Source organism: Flavobacterium faecale (assembly GCF_048320115.1).
GTDB lineage: Bacteria > Bacteroidota > Bacteroidia > Flavobacteriales > Flavobacteriaceae > Flavobacterium > Flavobacterium faecale_A.
Genome location: NZ_CP182943.1, coordinates 1,980,689 through 2,002,901, shown reverse-complemented (window position 1 = coordinate 2,002,901; position 22,213 = coordinate 1,980,689). Strand labels below are relative to the sequence as shown.

The window sequence follows — 22,213 nt, the reverse complement described above, 5'->3', positions numbered from 1 at the left end:
TTTTCATTGAAATATTAAATCATCATAAACCTCTGTAGTTCTTTTTCTGAAATTATAGCATCAGTACACATGCTCCAACACATAAAAAGAAAATGGGTTGCCTAACAACAGACTTAAAAGTGTTCCTCTTCAAATCATTTATGAGTCATTCAAAAATACCGTTATGATTCAGATATGGTACTGCTTTGACAATCATTGTAATTCTAAAAGCAGTATCAAAATTGAATTATACACATCCAATTTAGCAGCATTTATTCGACTGAATCTTTTCGTTAAAAATTGATTTGAAAAAAATTGCCTTATTCGATATTGGAATAACCTAAAGCAGCTCCTCCAAACTACACACAAGAGTTTCTTCTAAAAAAAAAAAGACCATTTCATTATCTTAACGTTATGAAATGGCCGGATTTTATATGTTTTGATGGTATTATAAGATCGAAATGTGAAAATTTAAAAAATTAAAACTTTATCAATAGGACTTCAGAAACTAAAACTCCATTTTGATACGAATCAAAAACCCACTGATTGTCTTTCATGTTTAAAACACCTTGAAGCTCACCTTTAAACGCTATAAATGAATTTGGAGTTCCTGTTTTCATTAATTTCATCACCACTTTTGGTGTTTTATCAATTAATTGAAAACCGTTCTCGGTAGGTTGTGCATATAGTAATTCTGCATTAACTGATGAAACTACAGATGAAACTGGAGCATTATTTCCATTTTCCTTCACCGTTTCCACTTTTGCAGTTGCTGGTTGTGTTTTGACTGCCGTAGAACCGTTGTATTTATATTCTAATTTATAAATAGATTCAAAAGCATTGTTAAGTGCCTCTTTGTAAGCCGTTCCAAATTCTTTTTCTTTGCTTTTACCTGTTTCCGAAGTGTAAATTACTTTTCCGAAACAGTCCTTAAACTCCACATATAATTTGGTAGTCAAAAAACCAGAATCTTTAACAACGTCAATATTTAGAACACTACATCTATCAGGATATTCATTTGAAAAATTTACATTTGAATAAAATACCACAAAACCAGCTTGTTCCAAATTATATTTCGTAATAGTAGATAGCCTGTATTCGTTTTCTTCATTTTGAAAACTAAATTTAATAGGTACAATTACAGCAGCATAGTCATTAACGGATTGCGCTATCAATGCATTTGTAATTAAAAAAAAAGCTAAGATTATTTTTATTCTCATCTGTTGAAATTTATAAACTGAACGATTGTTTGATTAAAAAAACGTGCAGTTAGTGTTAATTATAAGTATTGTTTTAATTCTAGCAAATGTGTTATCTGCTTGAAATGTGCACTATTTTCAGAAATTGTTTCGTTAAAATAGATGGCATCTAGACCAATATCCAAAGCGCCTTGTACATCAGCATCTAATGAATCCCCAATCATAATACTCGTTTCTTTTTTGGCTTTCGCTAAATTCAAAGCGTATTCAAAAATAACCGGATTTGGTTTCTTGACCCCTGCCATTTCTGAATTTGTTATTGTGGTGAAATAAGCTGTCAATTGTGCATTGTGCATTTTCTTGTATTGGACCTCTGCAAACCCATTGGTAATGATGTGCAACTTGTACTTTGATTTTAAATAGTCCAAAATCTCAAAAGTACCATCAAAAAGATGATTGTTTTCGGGTAGTATTTCGATATACTGTTCAGATATACGGTCTATCTCTTGATCCGAGATGGAATAATTCAACGCATCAAACGAATACTTCAAACGATTATAACGCAATTCGTCGTGACTTATTTTATTATATTGAAACAACTTCCAACAAGATTGGTTGATCGGAATATAGGCCTCTATGAAAGCATTCAATTCTACCGATGGATGACTATGTCCCAAAATACGCTCAAAAGCCAAAGCCGAATTTTTATCAAAATCCCAAAGGGTGTGATCCAAATCAAAAAAAACGTCTGTAATCGTATTTCCTCTCATTATTAATTAAAATATGCCTTCATCTACAAAGCTAAAGTAATTATTCTCGGTAACAATCAAATGATCCAAAACTTTTATCTCTAAGCTGTCTCCAGCGATTTTTAGCTTTCGAGTAATACTTTTATCGGCTTCAGCTCGGAATTAAAGTTCCAGAGGGATGATTGTGACACAAAATTAATGAAACAGCCCCAAGTTCAAGTGCATTTTTAAACACCAAACGTACATCAACCATAGTTCCCGTGATTCCTCCGATACTCAATTGCCTTTTGGAAATAATCTTATTCGAATTATTCAAATACAAAATCCAAAATTCCTCGTGTGGCAATTCGCCAATGATGGGTTGCATGAGTTCAAAAACCAATTTGCTTGAAGTTATCTTAATCAATTCCACCGCTTCCTCTGCTCTCCGCCTACGACCTAATTCTAAAGCGGCTATAATCGAAATCGCTTTGGCCTCACCAATTCCCTTGAACTCGATTAGTTGGGGCAAAGACATTTTTCCCAATGCATTTAAATTCCCATCAACAGTATTTAAAATCCGCTTGCTCAATTCAACTGCCGATTCATTCCTGCTTCCTGATCCTATGAGGATAGCGATTAATTCTGCATCACTTAAAGCATTTTTTCCTTTGAGCATTAATTTCTCACGAGGTTTATCGTCCTCAGCCCATTGTTTAATAGAAAAATGATTGTTTTCCATAACTTAAAAAATCAGTAGTAATATATTTAGCACGCTAATATAAAACTACTGATTTTTAAAATAGGTTTTGTTTTTATTTGCAAAAATCTTACAAATTATTCCATCAATCCTTTGATCTCATCAAAATTCAAACCACCGTAATTACCTGAACTCATTAACAATAAAGCAGAATTGTCCAAATTTAGTCCAAACAAATACTCTTTGAATGCTACTGGATTAGTATATATAATCAAATCTTTACGATTAAATGCCATCGCAATTTGCTCATAGGACACTTCTTCCAATTGTTTTATTTTAACCGCATCAGGAGAATAAAATACCACAGCCTGATCAGCATGTTCCAATGCACCTTCGTATTCTTTTAAAAATTCAGCATTCAAGCTACTGTACGTATGAAGTTCCAAACAAGCCACAAGTGTTCTATCAGGATATTGTTCCTTAACAGCTTTGGTAGTAGCCGCTACTTTACTTGGCGAATGAGCAAAATCTTTATATGCTACTTTGTTTTTACCCTCAGCTATTTTTTCCAAACGTTTAGAAGCTCCTTTGAAACTAGCAATCGCTTCGTAAAAATCTGCTTCATCAACGCCCATGTTTTGGCATATCCATTTGGCACCAGCCAAATTATTTAAATTATGTGCACCAAAAACTTCGATTGGCATATCGCCTTCTGGAGTTTCTAGTAAAGTGGTTCCATTTTCCACTTTGTAATTTGGAGTGGAATATCCTAATTTACGAATTGGATTTGTTGCCGCTTCCGCTACACGTTTTACTTCTGAATCATTTTCATTGTAGACTAAAATCCCTCCATTGGTTATTTTACCAATAAAAATCTCGAACTGTTCTACATAATTTTCATAAGTTGGAAACACATTGATATGATCCCAAGCGATTCCTGAAATAAGTGCAATATTAGGTTGGTACAAATGGAATTTAGGACGTCTATCTATAGGCGAAGACAGGTATTCATCACCTTCCAATACCATAAAATCATTTTCTTCAGTTAGGTGTACCATGGTATCAAAACCTTCTAATTGGGCTCCCACCATATAATCCACTTCAATATTATGATAATGCATCACATGCAAAATCATCGAAGTAATGGTTGTTTTCCCATGAGAACCACCAATAACCACTCGGGTTTTGTTTTTGGATTGTTCGTATAAAAATTCAGGATACGAATAAATTTTCAGACCTAATTCTTGTGCTTTTAGTAACTCAGGATTATCAGCCTTGGCATGCATTCCTAAAATTACAGCTTCAATATCTTCTGTTATTTTCTCAGTAAACCAGCCTAATTCGGCAGGAAGAATACCTTTTTTTTCCAAACGTGACTTAGAAGGTTCAAAAATAGCGTCATCACTACCTGTAACTTGATATCCTTTATTATGAAGAGCCAAAGCCAGATTGTGCATTGCACTACCTCCAATGGCAATAAAATGTGTTCTCATTTAGTTGTTTTACTTTTTATATTCAATTGGAATTTTTCTAAAATTAATTCAAAGAATTTTTCCCCTTATATTCTTCTAAAATAGTACGTGCTTTATCAGGTGCACCCATTTTGTTTTTGTAGAGATCTGCCAAAAGTTGATAACTGTGCTTAGACCCTCCTACTTCAATAGCTTTTTTGTAATATTGTTCGGCTGATTTAAAACGGTTATAATATTCTTCGATATGCCCCCTAGACAGATAGCCGTCCACTTGAGAAATAGTCAGTAATTGATTCGAATATACGATGGCTTTTGATTCACTACCGCCAATCAAAGCAGGTAATTTCAAATATAATTCAATCAAAGCCCATCTGGCTTCAATGTGTTTTGAATCTAAAGCTATAGCTTTTTCAAAAGAATCTTTAATATCACCAATCATCCCCAAAGCTTTGAATTTATTTACTTCAAGAGCTTTCATTCCTAGTGTCCCTCCGTATTTATAATGATAGTCTGCCTCATTTGGCTTCAAGCTTTTAAGTCTCCCGTAATAAGCCAAGGCTTTGTCCCACAACTTGTTTAAACCAGCAACATCGCCTAACTCTTCTAATGCTTTGAGATTATTAGGATCTGTTTTTAAAATTGATTCATATTTCAATCTTAATTTCTCGGTAGTTTCTTTATCAAAAGCACTTTTAGCCTTCTCATAATTGGATTGAGAAAATAGCAGCACAGGGAATAGTAAAAATAAAATCCATTTCATTCTTCAAAAATAAAGAAAAAATTACACCTATTGTTATTTTTTTACGAACCCCAATGATAAATTAACGTCCAAAACATAACAGTAAAAAAAACTTTAAAAAACCTTACCCTAACAATTAGCCATTACATTAGTACAATCAATTTAGAAACTAAATTCATAATCGAAAGGTTCCTTTTTAGCTTCTATTATCAAAACTAAATGAAAATATTTTATGCCATCCAAGCTACTGGCAATGGACACATCAGTAGAGCCACTCAACTTTATCCTTATTTGAAAAAATTTGGAGAAGTAGATTTTTTCTTAAGCGGAAATAATGCCAGCTTAAACATTGATTTACCAGTAAAATTTAAAAGTAAAGGCTGTAGTTTGTATTATAGCAAATGTGGCGGACTACATTACTGGAATATTGCAAAAAACATCAAGCCTAGACAAATCTACAAGGATGCCGACAGCTTACCTCTTAATGATTATGATGTTGTGATTAATGATTTTGATTCGGTTACTGCTTTGGCTTGCAGGATGCAAAAAGTCCATTCGGTGCAATTTGGACATCAAGCAAGTTTCATTTCTGCCAAAACACCAAGACCGGAAAAGAGAAGTGCAATGGGTGAGTTTATTTTTAAGAATTATGCTCCAGCCCCTCAAAATTTAGGCTTGCATTTTGAGAATTACGATTCATTTATTCGTCCTCCTATCATAAAAGATGAGATTGTCAATTCTATACCCAAAAATCTCGGCCATATCTCGGTTTACCTTCCTTCCTTTGACAAAGATTGCCTTGAAAAAGCTTTTAAATCAGTTCCTGACGTACAATTTCATTGGTTTCTAGACAGCGTTGAAAAAGAACATATTATTAACAACATCACTTACTTCCCCGTCAATCAAAAAAAATTCAACAAGAGCTTGATTTCATGTGACGGTATCATCACTGGTGGCGGATTTGAAACCCCCGCCGAAGCTTTATACCTTGGAAAAAAAATATTATCTATACCCATCAAAGATCATTACGAACAAGAATGCAATGCCGCTGCTTTAAAGAAATTAGGAGTTCCTGTTTTATACGAAGTAGGAAATGATTTTGAACAAATCATAGAAAACTGGCTCAATATGGATATTGTTTATCCAAAAATGCAAGCCAATAACATTCCTGAAACCTTGGAATATTTGTTTGATACGTATAAGAAGTAAAATCACACTCCTCTCCATTAAAAACTCATTATCAGAAATTATTTTCTGACGATGAGTTTTTTTTTGCAACAATATTAATAAAAACCTTACTTTTAAAACTTTAAAATAATTTCAAATCTCTCCCCTCCTTTTATCTAATTATAAGCTCTATATCTAAAAAACGGTTTTGTCATGAAAAAAATAATATTGGTATTTCTATTTATTTTCAATAGTCTCTTGGGACAAAATTTTGATAAAAAATGGGATGCTGTTGTAGCACTCGAAAAAGAAGGTAAAATAAAATCAGCAGACGCTATTGTGGATGGGATTTATCAAAAAGCAGCTTCTAAAAATAACGAACCAGAAATAATCAAAACTTTTTTCTACAAATCAAAGTATCTGCAAACTTTAGAAGAAGATGCTCAATCCAAAATTATCGCAAATCTAAAAACAGAAATAGATAATGCATCTACTCCAGCAAAAGCGATTTTGAATTTGATTTATGCCAAATGTTTGAATGAATATTACAATAACAATCGCTATCGAAGAACTACAAATACAAAAACAAACACACAAGTCAGTAGCTTTTTAACTTGGTCAAACAGCACATTAGAAAAACAAATAGAACTGGCCTTTAACAAAAGTATTGCAAACGAAACCTCCTTAAAAAAAATAAATTTAAACGACTATAAAATCCTTTTTGACTTTACTCCTTCACAGGAAAATAAAAATAATAGTCTGTTCAATTTTTTATTAAAAGAAAATATTGCTTTCTACAAATCTAAAATTAACACCTATCAATTTGATTCTGAAAAATTTGAGAACTATACAAAAGAACTTTTAGGAAGCGCTAACGAATTCACAAAACTAAATCTTGATTTTATTGAAAATATCGAACTCGAAAAACTCCTTTCTTATTATCAAAAATTAGAACAAGACAATCCTACCTTTGAGAACCAATTCGAGCGCATTCAGTTTTGCAATGACTACCTCGTCAAATCAGACGAAGATCTTTTGAAAACTTATAATTTATTGCAAAAAAAGACAAAAGACACAATTCAAATCCAAAAAATACAATTAGAAAAAGCATCAATTTACATTAAAAATGCTTCCAAAGAAACGCATCCAGACTATAACATAAAAGGAATAAAATTACTGGACAGTATTCTTTCTATAAAAAATCGTTCAAATGCCTACAAACAAGCATATCAAAAAAAACACCAACTGAATCTAAAAAACATAACCGTTCAGCTTGAAAAATATATTTATCCAAATCAAAATACCAGAGCTTTGATTAGGTATAAAAATGCCTCTAAACTTAGTATTTCGTACTTTAAAATAAACAATAGCATTCTTACGAAATATCAAATCTCCCAAGATAAAAAAGATAGCATAGCATACAAAATAATAAATAACACCAAGCCATTGGTGACCAAAAATTATGATTTACCTAATAATAAAGACTATTTTGAATACACCACAGAATTGCTTTTGCCTCAAATGGAAACGGGAAGTTACTTTGTTTATTTCGAAAGCGATTCAGAAATAAAAGACAACAAAGGATTTGCTCAAGAATTGATAACGGTTTCAAATCTTTCTGTTTTGGTCAATGCGAATGATGATACTGAATTTTATACAGTCGTAAATCGAAAAACAGGACAACCAATAGCAAATGCAACCCTGAAATCAAAAGATTTTAACTTGACAACAGGAGCTGACGGTGTTGCTGTTTTTAAACGAAAATTGCTTAATAACAGACATGATTATTCGCCAATTGAAATAACTACAGATACAGATACCATTCAAACAAACAAGAATTTTGTTCGCCTAACTAATGAATTTGATAAAAACGCTACATCAATAGTAAGAAGCAAAGTTGAATTCTTTTTGGATCGAGCCATTTACCGCCCTGGACAAACGGTGTATTACAAAGGAATAGCTTTTCAAAAAAAGGATACCGAATCGAATGTCGTTCCCAATGCTATTTTAAAAATCAACATTAAAGATGCTTCAAACAAAATTATAAAAGAATTTGAGGCAACTACCAATGAATTTGGTTCATTCTCAGGTGAATTTATCATACCAACTACTGGTTTGACAGGAAGTTTTATGATTGAAGCAATAAACTCAAAACAAGATTTATTTTGGAAAGATACACGATTTGAATATTCTAGACTAGGATTTAAAGTCGAAGAGTACAAAAGACCAAAATTTGAAATCAAAGTAGACCCCATAACTAAAACATACGCTGTGAACCAAGAAATTGACGTCACGGGCAAAGCCTCTTCTTTCTCAGGAGCTGCTATTGCAGATGCAAAAGTTAGCTACACAATAACTCGAGAAACATTCATGCAGTATTACGGAGGGCAATATGTAAACAGGAATTACAAATCGCAAATCATTACACAAGCTGAAACAAAAACAGACGCTAAGGGAAATTTTGCTATTGACTTTATTGCAAAACCAGATCCCGAGGCCAAAATTAAGGAGTTACCGATTTTTGGTTATCGTGTTAAAACCTCGGTAACAGATTTAAATGGAGAAACTCGTTCTATTGAACAATTGATAACCAATGTGGGTTATCATGCTCTAAAACTAAAAGCAGTATTACCAAAAACTGTAGAAACCAAAGACAAAAACACTATAAAACTAGAAAGCACCAACCTCAACGATATTTTTGAACCTGCAGAAGGAGAACTTAAGTTTTATTGTGTCCAAAAAACAGATACTAAATTCAAACCAAGAGTTTGGAACAAACCCGAAATCGAAACAATTTCAGAATCAGAATTTGAAAGATTGTTTCCTTATGAACAAAATCAAAAACCAACAACTAGCAATACATTAGGTGAATTGGTTTATTCTACTAAAGTAAACACAGCAAAAAACAAAGAATTTTCCTTAGATTTTATGCAAAATTATCCATCAGGAAAATACAAAGTAGTTTACTCTGCAACCGATAAATACAACAATCTAATAGAAAACGTTTCTGATTTTCAACTTAAACAAAGTAGTGTCACGACCAAACCAAATGAGCTTTTTACCGTAGAACAATTAAACACAAATCCTAAAAAAGATGGTTTTGTAAAGGTGAAAATCCGCACTATTGTTCCCGAAATTTATATTAAAGTACAGACGTATTACAAAAATTGGGTTATTAACAACCCCGCTGTGTCTTTAAAAAATAATGAAAGAATTATAACTTTTCCAATTCCAAAAGAATTTGAAAATGAACTAAAAATTACTTTCACAAGTATCTTTGAAAACACAATATTCAAACAAGATTTAAATGTTATTCTCGAAAAAGAAGAGCCAAAACTAAATTTTGAAATCACTTCATTTAGAAACAAACTCGAACCAGGCAAATCAGAAAATTGGTCTTTTAAACTCTCTTCTTCCAAAACCAAATTAGAGTCAGAAGTTCTAGCGTCCATGTATGATCAATCATTAGATCAGTTTACAAAAGAAGGTTGGAGTAATTTAAGTTTTCATGAAAATAGTTATTACCGTTCTAATGAATTCACCACTTTGGGATTCCAAAAAATCTATTCTAATATGAATCATTTAAATACTTTTTTAAACTTCATCTCTTTAGAAAACGAAAATCAAGGTGCTAAATTAATGTGGTTTGGATTTAATTTTAATGACAAAAACAATATTTACACATTAAGAGAGTATCAAAAACAACTGGCAAAAATGAGCCCTAAACCTCCAGTATCTAAGATGGTTTATGGTGTAGTTTCAAAAAAAAACGGTCCAATTTCTGGTGTTACAATTTCTATAAAAGGAACTGACAAAGCCACTATTTCAGAATTTGATGGCTATTACCAAATAGAAGCTAACAAAGGTGACATACTCACTTTTAGCTATTTAGGTTTTAAAAACAAAGAACAAAAAATTACCGAAAAGGAAATGCACATCATTTTGGAAGAAAGTGGAGATTTATTAGAAGAGGTAGTTGTAGTTGGGTATCAAAAAGTAGAAAGATCAAAACTACTTGGTTCTGTAAAAACCCAAGAGGACAATACGATTTATAACACAGCTGGAATTGAAATGGCACTCGCAGGTAAAACGGTAGGAATGGATATTTCAATTCGCGGTACAAATTCCACCAATAGTAATCCCCCACTATATGTTGTTGATGGTGATATTATGTCACCCGAAAATGTAAAAACACTCAACCCAACCAGTATTCTTGATATTTCAATTCTTAAAGACAAAAACATACAAGCATCATATGGCAAACAAGGAGAGAACGGAGTCATCTTCATAACAACCAAAAAAGGACTAGCCGCATTATCGCAAGTAAAAACAAGAACCAATCTCTCTGAAACAGCCTTCTTTTTTCCGCATTTAAAAACAGATTCAAAAGGAAATCTAAGTTTTAATTTCACTTCACCTGAAGCTTTGACTGCTTGGAAATTGCGTTTGTTGGCACACAATAAAGATGCAGTTTCGGGTTATATGGAACAAAATGTCATTACTCAAAAAGAGTTGATGGTAGTACCTAACTTTCCTAGATTTTTTAGAGAAAAGGACAGCATTACCATAACCACCAAAATCAACAACATGACCAAAGATCCAAAAACAGGACTAGCTGTTTTGCAACTTTTTGACGCAACCACCATGCAAGCCGTTGACAGGAAAATGATGAACATAAAAACAACCCAAAACTTCACCATTGATGCAATGGGAAATACAACAGTGAGTTGGAAAATCTTCATCCCCGAGGGATTGCAGGGCGTACAATACAAAGTGGTGGCAAAAGCTGGTAATTACTCAGATGGTGAAGAAAATGCAATTCCAGTATTGACCAATTCAATGTTGGTGACCGAGAGCAGACCAATTTGGGTGCGTGACAATTCGACCAAGGAATACACTTTTGAAAACCTAAAAAACAATACTTCTACCTCGCTTCGTAATCATCAATTTACTTTCGAATACACTTCAAATCCGACATGGTTGGCAATCCAATCTTTGCCGTATTTAATGGAATACGAGCATGAATGTGCAGAACAAACCTTTGCGCGTTTTTATGCCAATGCTTTGGCGACAACCATTATCAATAGCAATCCGAAAATCGCTACTGTATTTGAATCTTGGCGAAAAAACGGAAAACTAAATTCAAAACTCGAAGAAAACGAAGAATTAAAATCCATCCTTCTGGCAGAAACACCTTGGGTTAACGATGCTAAAAGTGAAGACGAAAAGAAACAGCACTTGGCCACTCTTTTTGATTTAGAAAAAATGAAGAGTTCACAAGAAACCATTTTTAGTAAATTACAACAAAAACAAAAACCTTCAGGTGGTTTTCCTTGGTTTGACGGCAGCGACGAAAACGAATACATCACTAGACATATTCTTGCTGGTTTGGGACATCTTAGCAAACTGAGTACCGATGAAATCACAGGCAATAGAGTTGCAACCATTGCCAAAAACGGTATACCGTTTATAGATTCAAAATTTATGACGCTTTTTAAATCGCGAACCAAAAATCTAAAAGAAAACGAAAAATTAATTTGGTATAATCCGTATTCCGATTTGCACTATTTGTACACTCGTAGTTTTTATTTAAAAAAACACACACTTTCTGCAGAACATCAAAAAGCAACACAATCGCTTCTTGAAGTAGTCAAAAAAGATTGGCTTACGTATTCCTTATACGAAAAAGGAATGGCAGCATTGGCACTTAACCGATTTGGAGACAAGGAAACTGCCAAAAAAATTATTACTAGCCTGAAAGAAACCGCATCGAACAACGAAGATTGGGGCATGTATTGGATAGAAAATAAGTCGGGTTGGTATTGGTATCAAGTGCCAATAGAAACACAAGCGTTATTGATTGAAGCCTTTGATGAAGTAGCCAACGACACAAAATCAATAGACGCTATGAAAGTTTGGTTACTCAAAAACAAACAAACCAAAAATTGGCCTACAACCAAAGCAACTACAGAGGCCGTTTATGCGTTGTTACTGCAAGGCAACGATTGGTTGAGTGTAAAAGACAATACTATAATAACTATTGGTAACGAAAAAATCATCTCTAAAAAACTAGCTACAAACGAAAAAGAGGCCGAAACAGGATATTTAAAAATTAACTGGAAAGCCGACGAAATCAAAAAAGACATGGCAACGATTGCCATCGAAAACAAATCGAAAGTACCGGGTTATGGCGGAGTCTATTGGCAGTATTTTGAAGATTTAGACAATATAAAAAGCAACTCCAACGCGAGCCTATCTGTTAGCAAAGAGTTGTACCTCAAAAAAGCAACTGATAAAGGTGACAAACTGCAAAAAATTAGTGCGACAAATACTTTGAAAATAGGCGACTTGGTGACTGTGCGATTGATCATTTCAACCAAAGAAGATATGGAATTTGTACATCTCAAAGACATGAGAGCTTCTTGTTTTGAACCTATTGATGTACTTTCGGGTTATGAATACAAAAGTGGATTGGGATTTTACAAAAGTACCAAAGATGTCGCTACACACTTCTTTTTCGATAAAATAAATAAAGGGACTTATGTTCTAGAATATGATATTCGAGTTAACAACAAAGGTGATTTTTCGAATGGAATAACTACTATTCAAAGTATGTATGCTCCTGAATTTTCGAGCCATACCAAAGGAATTAGAGTAAACGTGAAAGAGTAAGCCACTTGAACCGTTTATTATTCTTACACTATAAAATTTCAAACTTAAATTCACAGTTTTAAATAGTTTCTTTCACCATTAAAGCATTAAGAAAATTTAGATTTTTGGTTGGTAAGCTCGATTTTGTAAATTACAAATATTCTTTTATTATGAAAAATTCAACGCCAAAGTCGTATCACAGTAAAGTAAAAAAGTCCGTTTCTATCAAGAAATACACTGCCCCCAAAAAGTTAGACACTATTTGGGGGTATTTTTATGGAAAGAAAAGTCAAGTATGATTATGCATTTAAACTTGAATGTGTAGAATTAGTTATCAACGAGCATTATTCTTGTGAATCTGTAGGTAATAAAAAAGGGGTTAGTAAGTCAAATGTTGAAAAATGGGTGAGATTCTATAATCACTATGGTGAAAATGGTTTAGTACCGAGAAAGAACCGTAGTTATAGTTCTGATTTTAAATTTAAGATATTGCAGTACATTCAGAAAGAATCTTTATCGCTTCGAGATTGTTGTGTAAAATTTGACATACCTGATGCAGCAATTATAGTAAAATGGAAAAGAGATTTTATTAACTTTGGTTTTGAAGGATTAAAACAAAAACCAAGAGGTAGACCCAAGAAGATGAGTGATTTTAAACGTAAAAAACGTAAGTCTGATAAACCATTAACTAAAGAAGAAAAGCTATTACAAGAAATAGAGTTTCTTCGTTGCGAGAATGATTTACTAAAAAAGTTCCAGGCCTTAATTCAAGCCGAAGAGCAAGCCAAAAAGCGCAAGCCATAATGGAATTAAGGCATAAGTACGATTTAAATTTACTTTTGAATCAAACAAATATGGCACGGAGTAGTTTTTATTATTATGAAAAACGAAGTAAATCGATTGATAAATATCTTGAAATCAAAGAGTTTATAAAACGTATTTACCACAAACATAAAGGCCGTTACGGCTATAGAAGAATTACAGACGAACTCAACAATCAAGGAGTAATAATTAATCATAAAACAATTTTAAGACTAATGAAATCTTTAGGATTAAAAAGTGTTATTAGAGTTAAAAAATACAAATCATACAAAGGAGAACAAGGAAAAATAGCTCCTAATTTGTTAAACAGAAATTTTAAAGCAGCAGCACCTAACCAAAAATGGGCAACCGATATTACCGAATTTAATGTCTCAGGCAAAAAATTATATTTATCACCAATTATTGATTTATTTAATCAAGAGATAATTAGCTACGAATTGAAGGAACGACCTGTGTTTGCACAAGTAAAAGTGATGTTAGAAAAAGCTTTTAAAACAATACCAAACAACACGAGCTTAACCTTACATTCTGATCAAGGATGGCATTATCAAATGCGACAATATCAACAATTATTAAAAGAAAAAGGAATTAAACAAAGTATGTCAAGAAAAGGAAATTGCTTAGACAATGCTATCATTGAAAACTTCTTTGGAATTCTAAAATCTGAATTATTTTATCTTAAAAAATTTAATTCGATAAATCAGTTAAAACAAGAAATCAAAGAGTATATATTGTATTATAATAATGAAAGGATTAAATCAAATTTAAACAAAATGAGCCCGATAAAATACCGAGCTCATTATTATCAAAATTAATTATAAATTTGTCCAAACTTTTGGGTGCAGTCCAGAAACGGACTTTTTTATTTTTAAAAACGAACTAGTACTAGTACTAGTCATTCAACATTTTCCAGAGTTTATCTTTCAACTCTGTCAATCCTAGTTGAGCTACAGATGAGATAAACATATAGGGAATATCTTTAAAATCTTTGTCAAGTTCTACTTTTAACTCCGCTCTCAATTCATCATCTAGCATATCACATTTGGTAATAATCAACAATCGTTCTTTGTCCAGCATTTCAGGGTTGTACTTGGTCAATTCATTGACTAAAATATCATATTCTTCTTTGATATTTGGTGTATCCACAGGCACCATAAACAACAAGGTAGAATTGCGTTCAATATGACGCAAGAAATAATGTCCAAGTCCCTTTCCTTCAGCTGCTCCTTCAATAATTCCAGGAATATCTGCTATTACAAAGGATTGAAAATCTCTATAAGCTACAATTCCTAAATTAGGTTTTAAAGTCGTAAACGGATAATCGGCAATTTTTGGTTTTGCAGAAGTCAAAACAGATAGTAATGTCGATTTACCCGCATTTGGAAATCCTACCAAACCTACATCAGCTAGAACTTTTAACTCTAAAATCACATCCATCTCAATTCCTAACAATCCAGGCTGAGCATAACGTGGTGTTTGATTGGTCGAACTTCTAAAGTGCCAGTTTCCTAATCCACCTTTTCCACCACGAGCTAGAATTTGTTTTTCACCGTGTTCTGTAATTTCGAATAAAACTTCGCCTGTTTCTTTGTCTTTTACTACCGTTCCTAATGGCACCTCGATAAATTTATCGTCTCCATCAGCACCCGTACTACGGTCACCTCCACCGTCACCACCGTGACCTGCTTTGATATGACGTGCAAATTTTAAATGAAACAAAGTCCACAAACCTTTGTTTCCCACTAAGATTACGTGACCTCCACGTCCACCATCACCACCATCTGGACCACCTTTTTCAATAAACTTCTCTCTATGTAAATGTGTAGATCCTTTTCCACCTTTACCAGATGAAACAAATATTTTTACGTAATCTACGAAGTTACCTTCTGTCATAATTTTAAGTTTTCAGTCACAGTTACGGTTTTCAGCACATATTGCCACTGAAAACGGTAACCAGAAACTATTTTAATGTTTAATAGATCTCACCATTACTTTATCAATCTTTGCGCCATCCATATCGATGACCGTCAATTCCATTTTTTGCCAAATTAGGATTTCACCTTCTTTGGGTATGTGTGTCAACTCGGTCATGATTAATCCACTCAAAGTGGTGACCTCATAATCATTTATTAATTCGTCTAACTCAAAATAGGTTAGAAAATCATGTAAGGAATAGTGTCCATCTACTAGCCAAGATCCATCTGCATTTTCTATCAGTTGAAATTCTTCACTATGAAATTCAGAAGCGTCTCCAACCAAGGCTTCTAATATATCATTCAAGGTAATCATTCCTTGAAAAACACCATATTCATCAGATACTAAGGCATAACGAACACTAGACTTCTTAAATTTTTCAAGTGCCTTATAAGCTGATGTATATTCCATCATATAATGCGCCTGACTCATACTATTTTGCAAACTGAAATCTTCATTTTCAATGGTTGCAAAAATATTCTTCAACTCTACAACTCCAACTATATCATCATAGTTCTCACCATATACTGGATAAAAAGAATGTAAATCTTCAAGAACAATGGCTCTAATTTCGTTTTTATTTCCATGCAAAGGTAACAAAACAACCGACTTGCGATGTGTCATTAGCGAATTAACCTTTCGGTCTCCAATGTGAAATACACGCTCCACAATATCTTGTTCTATTTCCTGTACTTCACCGCCTTCGGTTCCTTCTTTGATAATGGCTTTGATTTCCTCTTCGGTTACTCGACCGTCAGCAGAAGGTTTTATTTGAAAGAAATTCAATAAAAATTCAGTAGAATTTGTTAGTAACCAAATAAATGGTGCCGTTACAATCGAAACCATTTTCATGGGCATAGCCACCAATTTGGCAATCTTCTCTGGGTAATTTAATCCGATGCGTTTAGGAACTAACTCTCCTAACACTAAAGAGAAAAAGGTCAAAACCACTACTACTAGTCCAACAGCAATCGAGGAAGCATAAGGTTTTAAAATTTCAAATGAGCTCACAAACAACTTTACATCGGTAGTGATTTTATCTCCAGAATAGATACCTGTAAGAATTCCGATTAGTGTGATTCCGATTTGAACTGTTGACAAAAACTCATTAGGTGAATTGGCCAACTTCAATGCCATTTTAGCACTTTGATTTCCTTTTTTAGCAGAGGTTTCTAATCTGTTTTTTCTGGCTGAAATCAATGCGATTTCGGACATAGAGAACAGTCCATTAAGCAGTATCAGAAAAAATATGATAAGTATTTCCAATTTTATGTTTTTATAAGTCTAACGACAAAAGTACTTAATTATTCAAAAATCATCTTTTGACGGCAACTCGTTTTTTTTTAGCCCAGGTGGAAGTGAAAAGCCCGGAAACCTAAAAACTAATTTTTCTCGGCAGAAAAGAGCGACTGTAAGAAGCTCCTTTTATGGCTGTAGAAAAATAGTTTTTAGGTTGAGGACTTGTAACGTACAACTGGAAATGGCTACAAATTATCAATAACTTGTGTCAATCTTTGTGTAATTTCTTCGATAGATCCAATTCCGTTCACGGCGTGAAACTTGTTTTGTTCTTGGTAATACCCAATAAGCGGTGCCGTTTTCTCGTTATATTCTTGGTAACGGTTGCGGATTTTTTCTTCGTCCTGATCGTCAGCTCTCCCTGAAGTTTTTCCTCTTTCTAATAAGCGAGCTACAAGGATATTGTCATCAGCCTCTAGCGCTACAGTTGCTGTTATGTTCCAACCTTTGGTTTGTAAGAAAGCATCCAAAGCATCAGCTTGAGCAATGGTTCTTGGGAATCCATCAAATAAAAATCCAGAAGATTGTGGGTTTTTATTCACCTCATCTTCGAGCATTTTGATTGTCACCTCATCTGGAACTAGTTCTCCTTGATCAATGTATGATTTTGCTAACTTTCCTAAATCAGTGTCATTTTTCATATTGAAACGAAAAATATCACCTGTAGATAAGTGTGTCAAATTGTACTTTTCTTTTAAGAATTCAGCTTGAGTTCCTTTTCCTGCTCCTGGTTTCCCAAATAAAACAATGTTAATCATAATGGTTCGTGTAATTATTTTTTAATTTCTATTCGTTTAACTGATATACTTCGGGCAAATTACGTCCCAATTCGTTGTAATCCAATCCGTAGCCTACAATGAATTTATTTGGAATGCGAATGCCGATATAATCAATTTTTATTTCTTGTTTGTATGCATCAGGCTTGAAAAAAAGTGTAGCAATCTTCAAATGTTTGAGATTTTGCTTTTTGAGCATCGTTTTTAGTTCAACCAAAGTATTACCTGTATCTATAATATCCTCAATAATGACCACGCTACGTCCTTCAAGATTTTGATTAATGCCAATAAGTTCTGTAACTTCATTAGTAGAAGTAGTACCTTGATAAGAAGACATTTTTACAAAACTCAATTCACAAGCGCCTTTATACTGTTTCATAAAATCAGAAACCACCATAAACGAACCATTAAGTACGCCAATAAACACGGGGATTTCGCCAACAAAATCATTTTCTATCATTCTAGCTATTTGTGCTATTGCAAATTCTATTTCTTGTGCAGAAATAAAAGGCACAAATTGTTTGTCCTGTAGTTGAATCATTGTTTGGATTTTGAAATAATGAGCAAAGATACAGAATTCGGATTTGAGTATTGCAATTGATTCTTAATTTGTATTTTTAAAGCCAATTACGTCAAAAAAATGAACGAATTAACAACAATCATCGCTCATACCACAGGTTACAAAAACAGCAGACAAGACACCGCTGACTATGTTTTGGCACATCCTGAATTGCTGAACGAATTTATATCTATTTGTTTCCAGTCTGAAAATCCAGATCATTACAAAGCCTGCTGGGCGTTAGAATTAATAGCAATCGAACAACTGGAATGGCTACAAGACTATTTACCATTAATTTGTACGAGAAGCAAAATTCTAACAAACGAAAGTGCCATTCGCCCGCTTTCCAAAGTCCTTTTTTTATTGTTAGAATCCCATTACAAAAAAACTGCGCATGCTATTCATTTTACAAAAGAGCAACTTCAAGAAATGATTGAACTCCATTTTGATTGGCTGATAACCGATTGCAAGGTGGCAGCCAAAGTATATGCCATGCGTTGTTTGTATTTGCTAGGAAAAGAATACGATTGGATTCATCCCGAATTAAAAACCATTTTAGAAAAAGATTTCTGCACACATACCCCAGCATACAAAGCAGTATCAAAGCATATTTTGAAGAAAATATGATTACCACAACATGGTTTATGTCTGTTTTTTTTATTTCATATAGCCTGTCACTTTTCAGGCTAAACATTTTTTTTCAAAAAGGTATTTGTCTTTTAATTATATTTGGATAACCAAAAACACAAAATACTATTAACCAACCACTTGAACCATGGCCTCACTAGCTACAAATACCGCTGTTCTAGGCAAAAAAAATGCCCGACATTTATTAAGGCGAGCTACATTTGTATACAACAAAAATTTAATAGAACAATTTGCCCAACTAACCCCCTCACAAGCTTTGGACTTGTTGTTTGAAGAAAAACCTTTGGCAGTGCAGCTACCCTATGACACTACATTATATAACGGGGTCGAAGCAGGGTTTTGGACTGAAACGGAACCTGTAATCAACTATACCAATGAAAATGCTAAATCAAGAATCGTTGCTGGCTGGTGGTGGTACAATGCCATTAACAGTCCAAATTTAAAATTTAAATTAGCCTATTTTCTATCTACCCGTTTCACGGTCAATAAGGTAGATGCTGTAAGCAAAAGATCTACTTCATTTTTTCATCACTTGAGATTATTACTACACTACTCCTTTGGAAACTACAAAACATTGGCACAGAAAATGTCTTTGGACAATTCCATGTTGTACTACCTCAATAATAACTCAAACACCAAAACAGCTCCAAACCAAAATTATGCCCGAGAATTCCTAGAGCTATTTACAATTGGAAAAGGTCCACAACTAGGCCCTGGAGACTACACAAACTACACAGAAAATGACATTGTTGAAGCTGCTAAAGTTCTAACAGGATTCAGACCTAAAACAGACACTTATGTAAATGATCCCGAAACAAATATCCCAAAGGGCTATAATGATTTCACCAGACACGATATTAGCACAAAAACCTTCAGCAGTGCGTTTAACAATACTACTATTTTACCAGCTAACAATGCTGCGAACATGGACAGGGAATTAAATGATTTTGTGGAAATGGTTTTTAGCAAACAAGCTACAGCTTTAAATATATGCCGCAAATTGTACATTTATTTCGTCAAAGGAACCATCACTCCCGAAGTAGAAACAGATATTATTATTCCTTTGGCCAACGAATTAAAAACAAACAATTACGAATTAAAACCTACCGTAAGACGACTGTTACAAAGTTTGCACTTTTACGATTTAGATGATAGCGACAGCACTGACGAAACCATTGGCGGAATTGTAAAATCTCCTATCCAACAAATTTCTGAGATCTGTAGTTTTCTGGGTACTTCTATCCCAAATCCCAATACTAACCCATACGATTACTACACCCGTTTTTGGAACAACTTTGTCCACAACACCTATTTAACGCTAGCAGACATGTTGATTTTTAGTCCTGAAAATGTTGCGGGGCATTTTGCGTATTATAAAGCACCCGAGTTTGACAAAAATTGGATTTCAGCAGCTACTTTAATTTCGAGATACCGATTAGGAGAATCTTTGGTAGAAGGAAAAAACTTAATTAGCGGGAATGCTAATATCTATGCAAAAATTGACATCGTCAATACTTTGAAAAATACAAACCTCGTTACCGACCCAAGTGATGCCTTCGTTCTAACTTCCGAACTTTGCATTGCTTTGTTTGGACAAGAGCCCGATAATGATAGGATAAATTACTTTATGAATTCCTATTTATTACAAGAACTACCCTCTTATTATTGGAAATCCGCTTGGACTGAATATTTGAACACTGGAAACGCCACTGTAGTAGAACCTCGATTAAAATCATTACTAATCAAGATTTTACGCGCTCCTGAATCGCAATTATTCTAGACTCCTTCAATCCTATATCTCACCTTCAATCTATTATTATGAAAAGAAGAAACTTTATACAATTGACCTCATCAGCGAGTGTTTTATCAATGCTCCCAACTGAGGTTTTTGCTCTTTTCAAATCAGCAGGTATGAATGCTTGCCCTGATCTTAGCGCTAAAAAAATAGTTCTTATACAATTATCAGGTGCCAATGATGGACTAAATACTATTGTCCCTATTAATCAATACGACAAATATGTTAGCCTTCGTCCTTCTATTAAACTCAATAACTCAGGTGCAAACAGTATCATTCAACTTGACAGCACATTAGCACTCAACGATCAAGTAGGATTACACCCCACATTGATAGGATTCAAAAGCTTATACGACCAAGGATACATGAGAATCATCCAGGGAGTTGGTTATCCCAATCAAGATAAATCCCATTTTGGCTCAACAGACAACTGGCTTAGAGGAGGCGATGGAACTCAAGCCAATTCAAACATTCAAGACGGATGGATGGCAAGATTTATAGAAAATTTCTACGCTGATTTTTTAAACGCGTCTTTTCCGTTAGGGATTCAATTAGGCAGTAATGACAATTCCTTAGGTTTTCATGACACCAGTGGCAACACCTTATCACTTAACATCAATGGTCAAAATCCAGCTGGGTTTTATTCGGTAATTAATGGATTAGGCGGAGCTGCCCCTACCAATATTCCCAACTCAGAGTACGGCAATTTGATTAAGTATATTTTAGACAATGATACCACAACAAAGACATATGCCGAAACCATATCAGCAGCTTTTAATAACGGTTCCAATTCTGTCACTTACCCTAATTCCAATTTATCGAACCAATTAAAATCAGTAGCACGTTTTATTTCAGGCGGCTTAAAATCCAAAATTTATTTAGTTAAAATAAGTGGATTTGACACCCACGCTAGTCAGGTATCAAATAGCTCGGATACGCATTTAGGCAAACATGCAGATTTGTTATCTGAACTTTCAGAAGCGATTAAAAATTTTATCACTGACTTGAACAATCAAAACATAGGAGATGAAGTTGTTACCGTTACTTTTTCAGAATTTGGAAGAAAAGCAGGGGCAAATGCAAGCTTAGGAACAGACCACGGCCAAATTGCACCTATGTTTGTTTTTGGAAAATCTATTAATCCAGGCATATCTGGAACCAATGTCAACTTAGACGAGGCAAAATCAACTAATGATTACCAACTTTATACCGTACAACACGATTACCGAAGAGTTTACAGCACCATTCTGCAAGATTGGCTTGGCGCAAATAATGATGTCCTTGACCTGACCTTTTATGACAAGAATAAAAACTCAGGATTTAGCAACAATAAGATTGCCCAAGTAATTAAAGCCAGTCACACCATTAGCCCCGAATGTTACAGCAGTACTTCACTAGACACCATAGACTTTAAAACCGAAACCAATTTCGTCATTTTCCCCAACCCAACATCAGAAAACATTACCGTTAATACCGCAAATTACTCCATCGAAGCCATTTCAATTGTCACAATTGATGGACGTGCTTTAAATCGTTATATCAATCCTTTAACTACCAATCAATTCACTATCCCAACTCATCATCTTTCAGCAGGAATATATTTCTTAAAAATTGAAACTAGTGCTGGAGTACTGAACAAAAAAATCATTGTAAGACACTAAACAATTTTTGAGTTTTAACTCTTTTTAATATTCCCAATTAAAAA

15 protein-coding genes and 1 pseudogene are annotated in these 22,213 nt (G+C 33.8%); 7 read left to right on the top strand and 9 right to left on the bottom strand.

All coding sequences use genetic code 11. The features are described 5' to 3' along the window. Positions 1-458: 458 nt before the first annotated feature. The 5 genes and pseudogenes from ACNH59_RS08385 to ACNH59_RS08365 all read right to left on the bottom strand — a co-directional run bounded on the left by ACNH59_RS08385 (position 459) and on the right by ACNH59_RS08365 (position 4,838). Entirely contained in the window at positions 459-1,199 is a 741-nt protein-coding gene (locus ACNH59_RS08385) for a hypothetical protein (protein WP_418262098.1), read from the bottom strand. A gap of 59 nt (positions 1,200-1,258) precedes the next feature. Then, complete coding sequence (locus ACNH59_RS08380) at positions 1,259-1,948, bottom strand: YjjG family noncanonical pyrimidine nucleotidase (RefSeq protein ID WP_418262097.1); 690 nt, start codon at positions 1,946-1,948, stop codon at positions 1,259-1,261. A gap of 6 nt (positions 1,949-1,954) precedes the next feature. Then, a pseudogene (radC, locus tag ACNH59_RS08375) lies at positions 1,955-2,648 on the bottom strand (RadC family protein). A gap of 95 nt (positions 2,649-2,743) precedes the next feature. Beyond that, positions 2,744-4,099, bottom strand: coding sequence for a UDP-N-acetylmuramate--L-alanine ligase (locus ACNH59_RS08370; RefSeq protein ID WP_418262096.1), 1,356 nt, complete (start codon positions 4,097-4,099; stop codon positions 2,744-2,746). A gap of 43 nt (positions 4,100-4,142) precedes the next feature. Continuing rightward, positions 4,143-4,838, bottom strand: a complete 696-nt coding sequence (locus ACNH59_RS08365) for a tetratricopeptide repeat protein (protein WP_418262095.1) — start codon at positions 4,836-4,838, stop codon at positions 4,143-4,145. Between the two features lie 198 nt (positions 4,839-5,036). On the opposite strand from ACNH59_RS08365, the gene ACNH59_RS08360 reads away from it, so the two are divergent. From ACNH59_RS08360 to ACNH59_RS08345, 4 genes are all read left to right on the top strand, one after another. After that, positions 5,037-6,026, top strand: coding sequence for a glycosyltransferase family protein (locus tag ACNH59_RS08360; protein ID WP_418262094.1), 990 nt, complete (start codon positions 5,037-5,039; stop codon positions 6,024-6,026). 171 nt (positions 6,027-6,197) lie between these two features. Beyond that, positions 6,198-12,656: an MG2 domain-containing protein gene (locus ACNH59_RS08355; RefSeq protein ID WP_418262093.1), complete on the top strand. Its 6,459-nt coding sequence runs from the start codon at positions 6,198-6,200 to the stop codon at positions 12,654-12,656. Positions 12,657-12,911: 255 nt separating this feature from the next. Beyond that, positions 12,912-13,439, top strand: coding sequence for a helix-turn-helix domain-containing protein (locus ACNH59_RS08350; protein ID WP_418262092.1), 528 nt, complete (start codon positions 12,912-12,914; stop codon positions 13,437-13,439). Then, on the top strand, positions 13,439-14,272 hold the full coding sequence (locus ACNH59_RS08345) for an IS3 family transposase (RefSeq protein WP_418262091.1): 834 nt from the start codon (positions 13,439-13,441) through the stop codon (positions 14,270-14,272). Before ACNH59_RS08350 ends, ACNH59_RS08345 begins: the two co-directional genes overlap by 1 nt. 76 nt (positions 14,273-14,348) lie before the next feature. Here ACNH59_RS08345 and obgE read toward each other — a convergent pair whose 3' ends face one another. The 4 genes from obgE to hpt form a co-directional block, all read right to left on the bottom strand. Then, the gene (gene obgE, locus ACNH59_RS08340) at positions 14,349-15,350 is read right to left on the bottom strand and encodes a GTPase ObgE (RefSeq protein ID WP_418262090.1); all 1,002 of its coding nucleotides are present in this window, start codon (positions 15,348-15,350) and stop codon (positions 14,349-14,351) included. A 72-nt stretch (positions 15,351-15,422) separates the two neighbouring features. Further along, positions 15,423-16,646, bottom strand: a complete 1,224-nt coding sequence (locus ACNH59_RS08335; RefSeq protein WP_418262089.1) for a hemolysin family protein — start codon at positions 16,644-16,646, stop codon at positions 15,423-15,425. 269 nt (positions 16,647-16,915) lie between these two features. Further along, positions 16,916-17,488 carry an adenylate kinase gene (locus ACNH59_RS08330; protein ID WP_418262088.1) on the bottom strand — a complete coding sequence of 191 codons (573 nt, stop codon included), beginning with the start codon at positions 17,486-17,488 and terminating at the stop codon, positions 16,916-16,918. Between the two features lie 28 nt (positions 17,489-17,516). Beyond that, positions 17,517-18,047 (bottom strand): hypoxanthine phosphoribosyltransferase, encoded by a 531-nt coding sequence (gene hpt / locus ACNH59_RS08325; protein ID WP_418262087.1) that lies wholly within the window; start codon positions 18,045-18,047, stop codon positions 17,517-17,519. 99 nt (positions 18,048-18,146) lie between these two features. Between hpt and ACNH59_RS08320 the strand changes: the two genes are divergently transcribed. From ACNH59_RS08320 to ACNH59_RS08310, 3 genes are all read left to right on the top strand, one after another. Beyond that, positions 18,147-18,692, top strand: a complete 546-nt coding sequence (locus ACNH59_RS08320; RefSeq protein WP_418262086.1) for a hypothetical protein — start codon at positions 18,147-18,149, stop codon at positions 18,690-18,692. A 148-nt stretch (positions 18,693-18,840) separates the two neighbouring features. Then, positions 18,841-20,493 carry a DUF1800 family protein gene (locus ACNH59_RS08315; protein ID WP_418262085.1) on the top strand — a complete coding sequence of 551 codons (1,653 nt, stop codon included), beginning with the start codon at positions 18,841-18,843 and terminating at the stop codon, positions 20,491-20,493. Between the two features lie 38 nt (positions 20,494-20,531). Next, positions 20,532-22,169, top strand: a complete 1,638-nt coding sequence (locus tag ACNH59_RS08310) for a DUF1501 domain-containing protein (protein ID WP_418262084.1) — start codon at positions 20,532-20,534, stop codon at positions 22,167-22,169. Positions 22,170-22,213 lie beyond the last annotated feature (44 nt).

Coding starts and splice junctions, on each gene's coding strand:
- ACNH59_RS08385 (WP_418262098.1), bottom strand. CDS start 1,199: ATGAGAATAAAAATAATCTTAGCTTTTTTTTTAATTACAAATGCATTG.
- ACNH59_RS08380 (WP_418262097.1), bottom strand. CDS start 1,948: ATGAGAGGAAATACGATTACAGACGTTTTTTTTGATTTGGATCACACC.
- ACNH59_RS08370 (WP_418262096.1), bottom strand. CDS start 4,099: ATGAGAACACATTTTATTGCCATTGGAGGTAGTGCAATGCACAATCTG.
- ACNH59_RS08365 (WP_418262095.1), bottom strand. CDS start 4,838: ATGAAATGGATTTTATTTTTACTATTCCCTGTGCTGCTATTTTCTCAA.
- ACNH59_RS08360 (WP_418262094.1), top strand. CDS start 5,037: ATGAAAATATTTTATGCCATCCAAGCTACTGGCAATGGACACATCAGT.
- ACNH59_RS08355 (WP_418262093.1), top strand. CDS start 6,198: ATGAAAAAAATAATATTGGTATTTCTATTTATTTTCAATAGTCTCTTG.
- ACNH59_RS08350 (WP_418262092.1), top strand. CDS start 12,912: ATGGAAAGAAAAGTCAAGTATGATTATGCATTTAAACTTGAATGTGTA.
- ACNH59_RS08345 (WP_418262091.1), top strand. CDS start 13,439: ATGGAATTAAGGCATAAGTACGATTTAAATTTACTTTTGAATCAAACA.
- obgE (WP_418262090.1), bottom strand. CDS start 15,350: ATGACAGAAGGTAACTTCGTAGATTACGTAAAAATATTTGTTTCATCT.
- ACNH59_RS08335 (WP_418262089.1), bottom strand. CDS start 16,646: ATGTCCGAAATCGCATTGATTTCAGCCAGAAAAAACAGATTAGAAACC.
- ACNH59_RS08330 (WP_418262088.1), bottom strand. CDS start 17,488: ATGATTAACATTGTTTTATTTGGGAAACCAGGAGCAGGAAAAGGAACT.
- hpt (WP_418262087.1), bottom strand. CDS start 18,047: ATGATTCAACTACAGGACAAACAATTTGTGCCTTTTATTTCTGCACAA.
- ACNH59_RS08320 (WP_418262086.1), top strand. CDS start 18,147: ATGAACGAATTAACAACAATCATCGCTCATACCACAGGTTACAAAAAC.
- ACNH59_RS08315 (WP_418262085.1), top strand. CDS start 18,841: ATGGCCTCACTAGCTACAAATACCGCTGTTCTAGGCAAAAAAAATGCC.
- ACNH59_RS08310 (WP_418262084.1), top strand. CDS start 20,532: ATGAAAAGAAGAAACTTTATACAATTGACCTCATCAGCGAGTGTTTTA.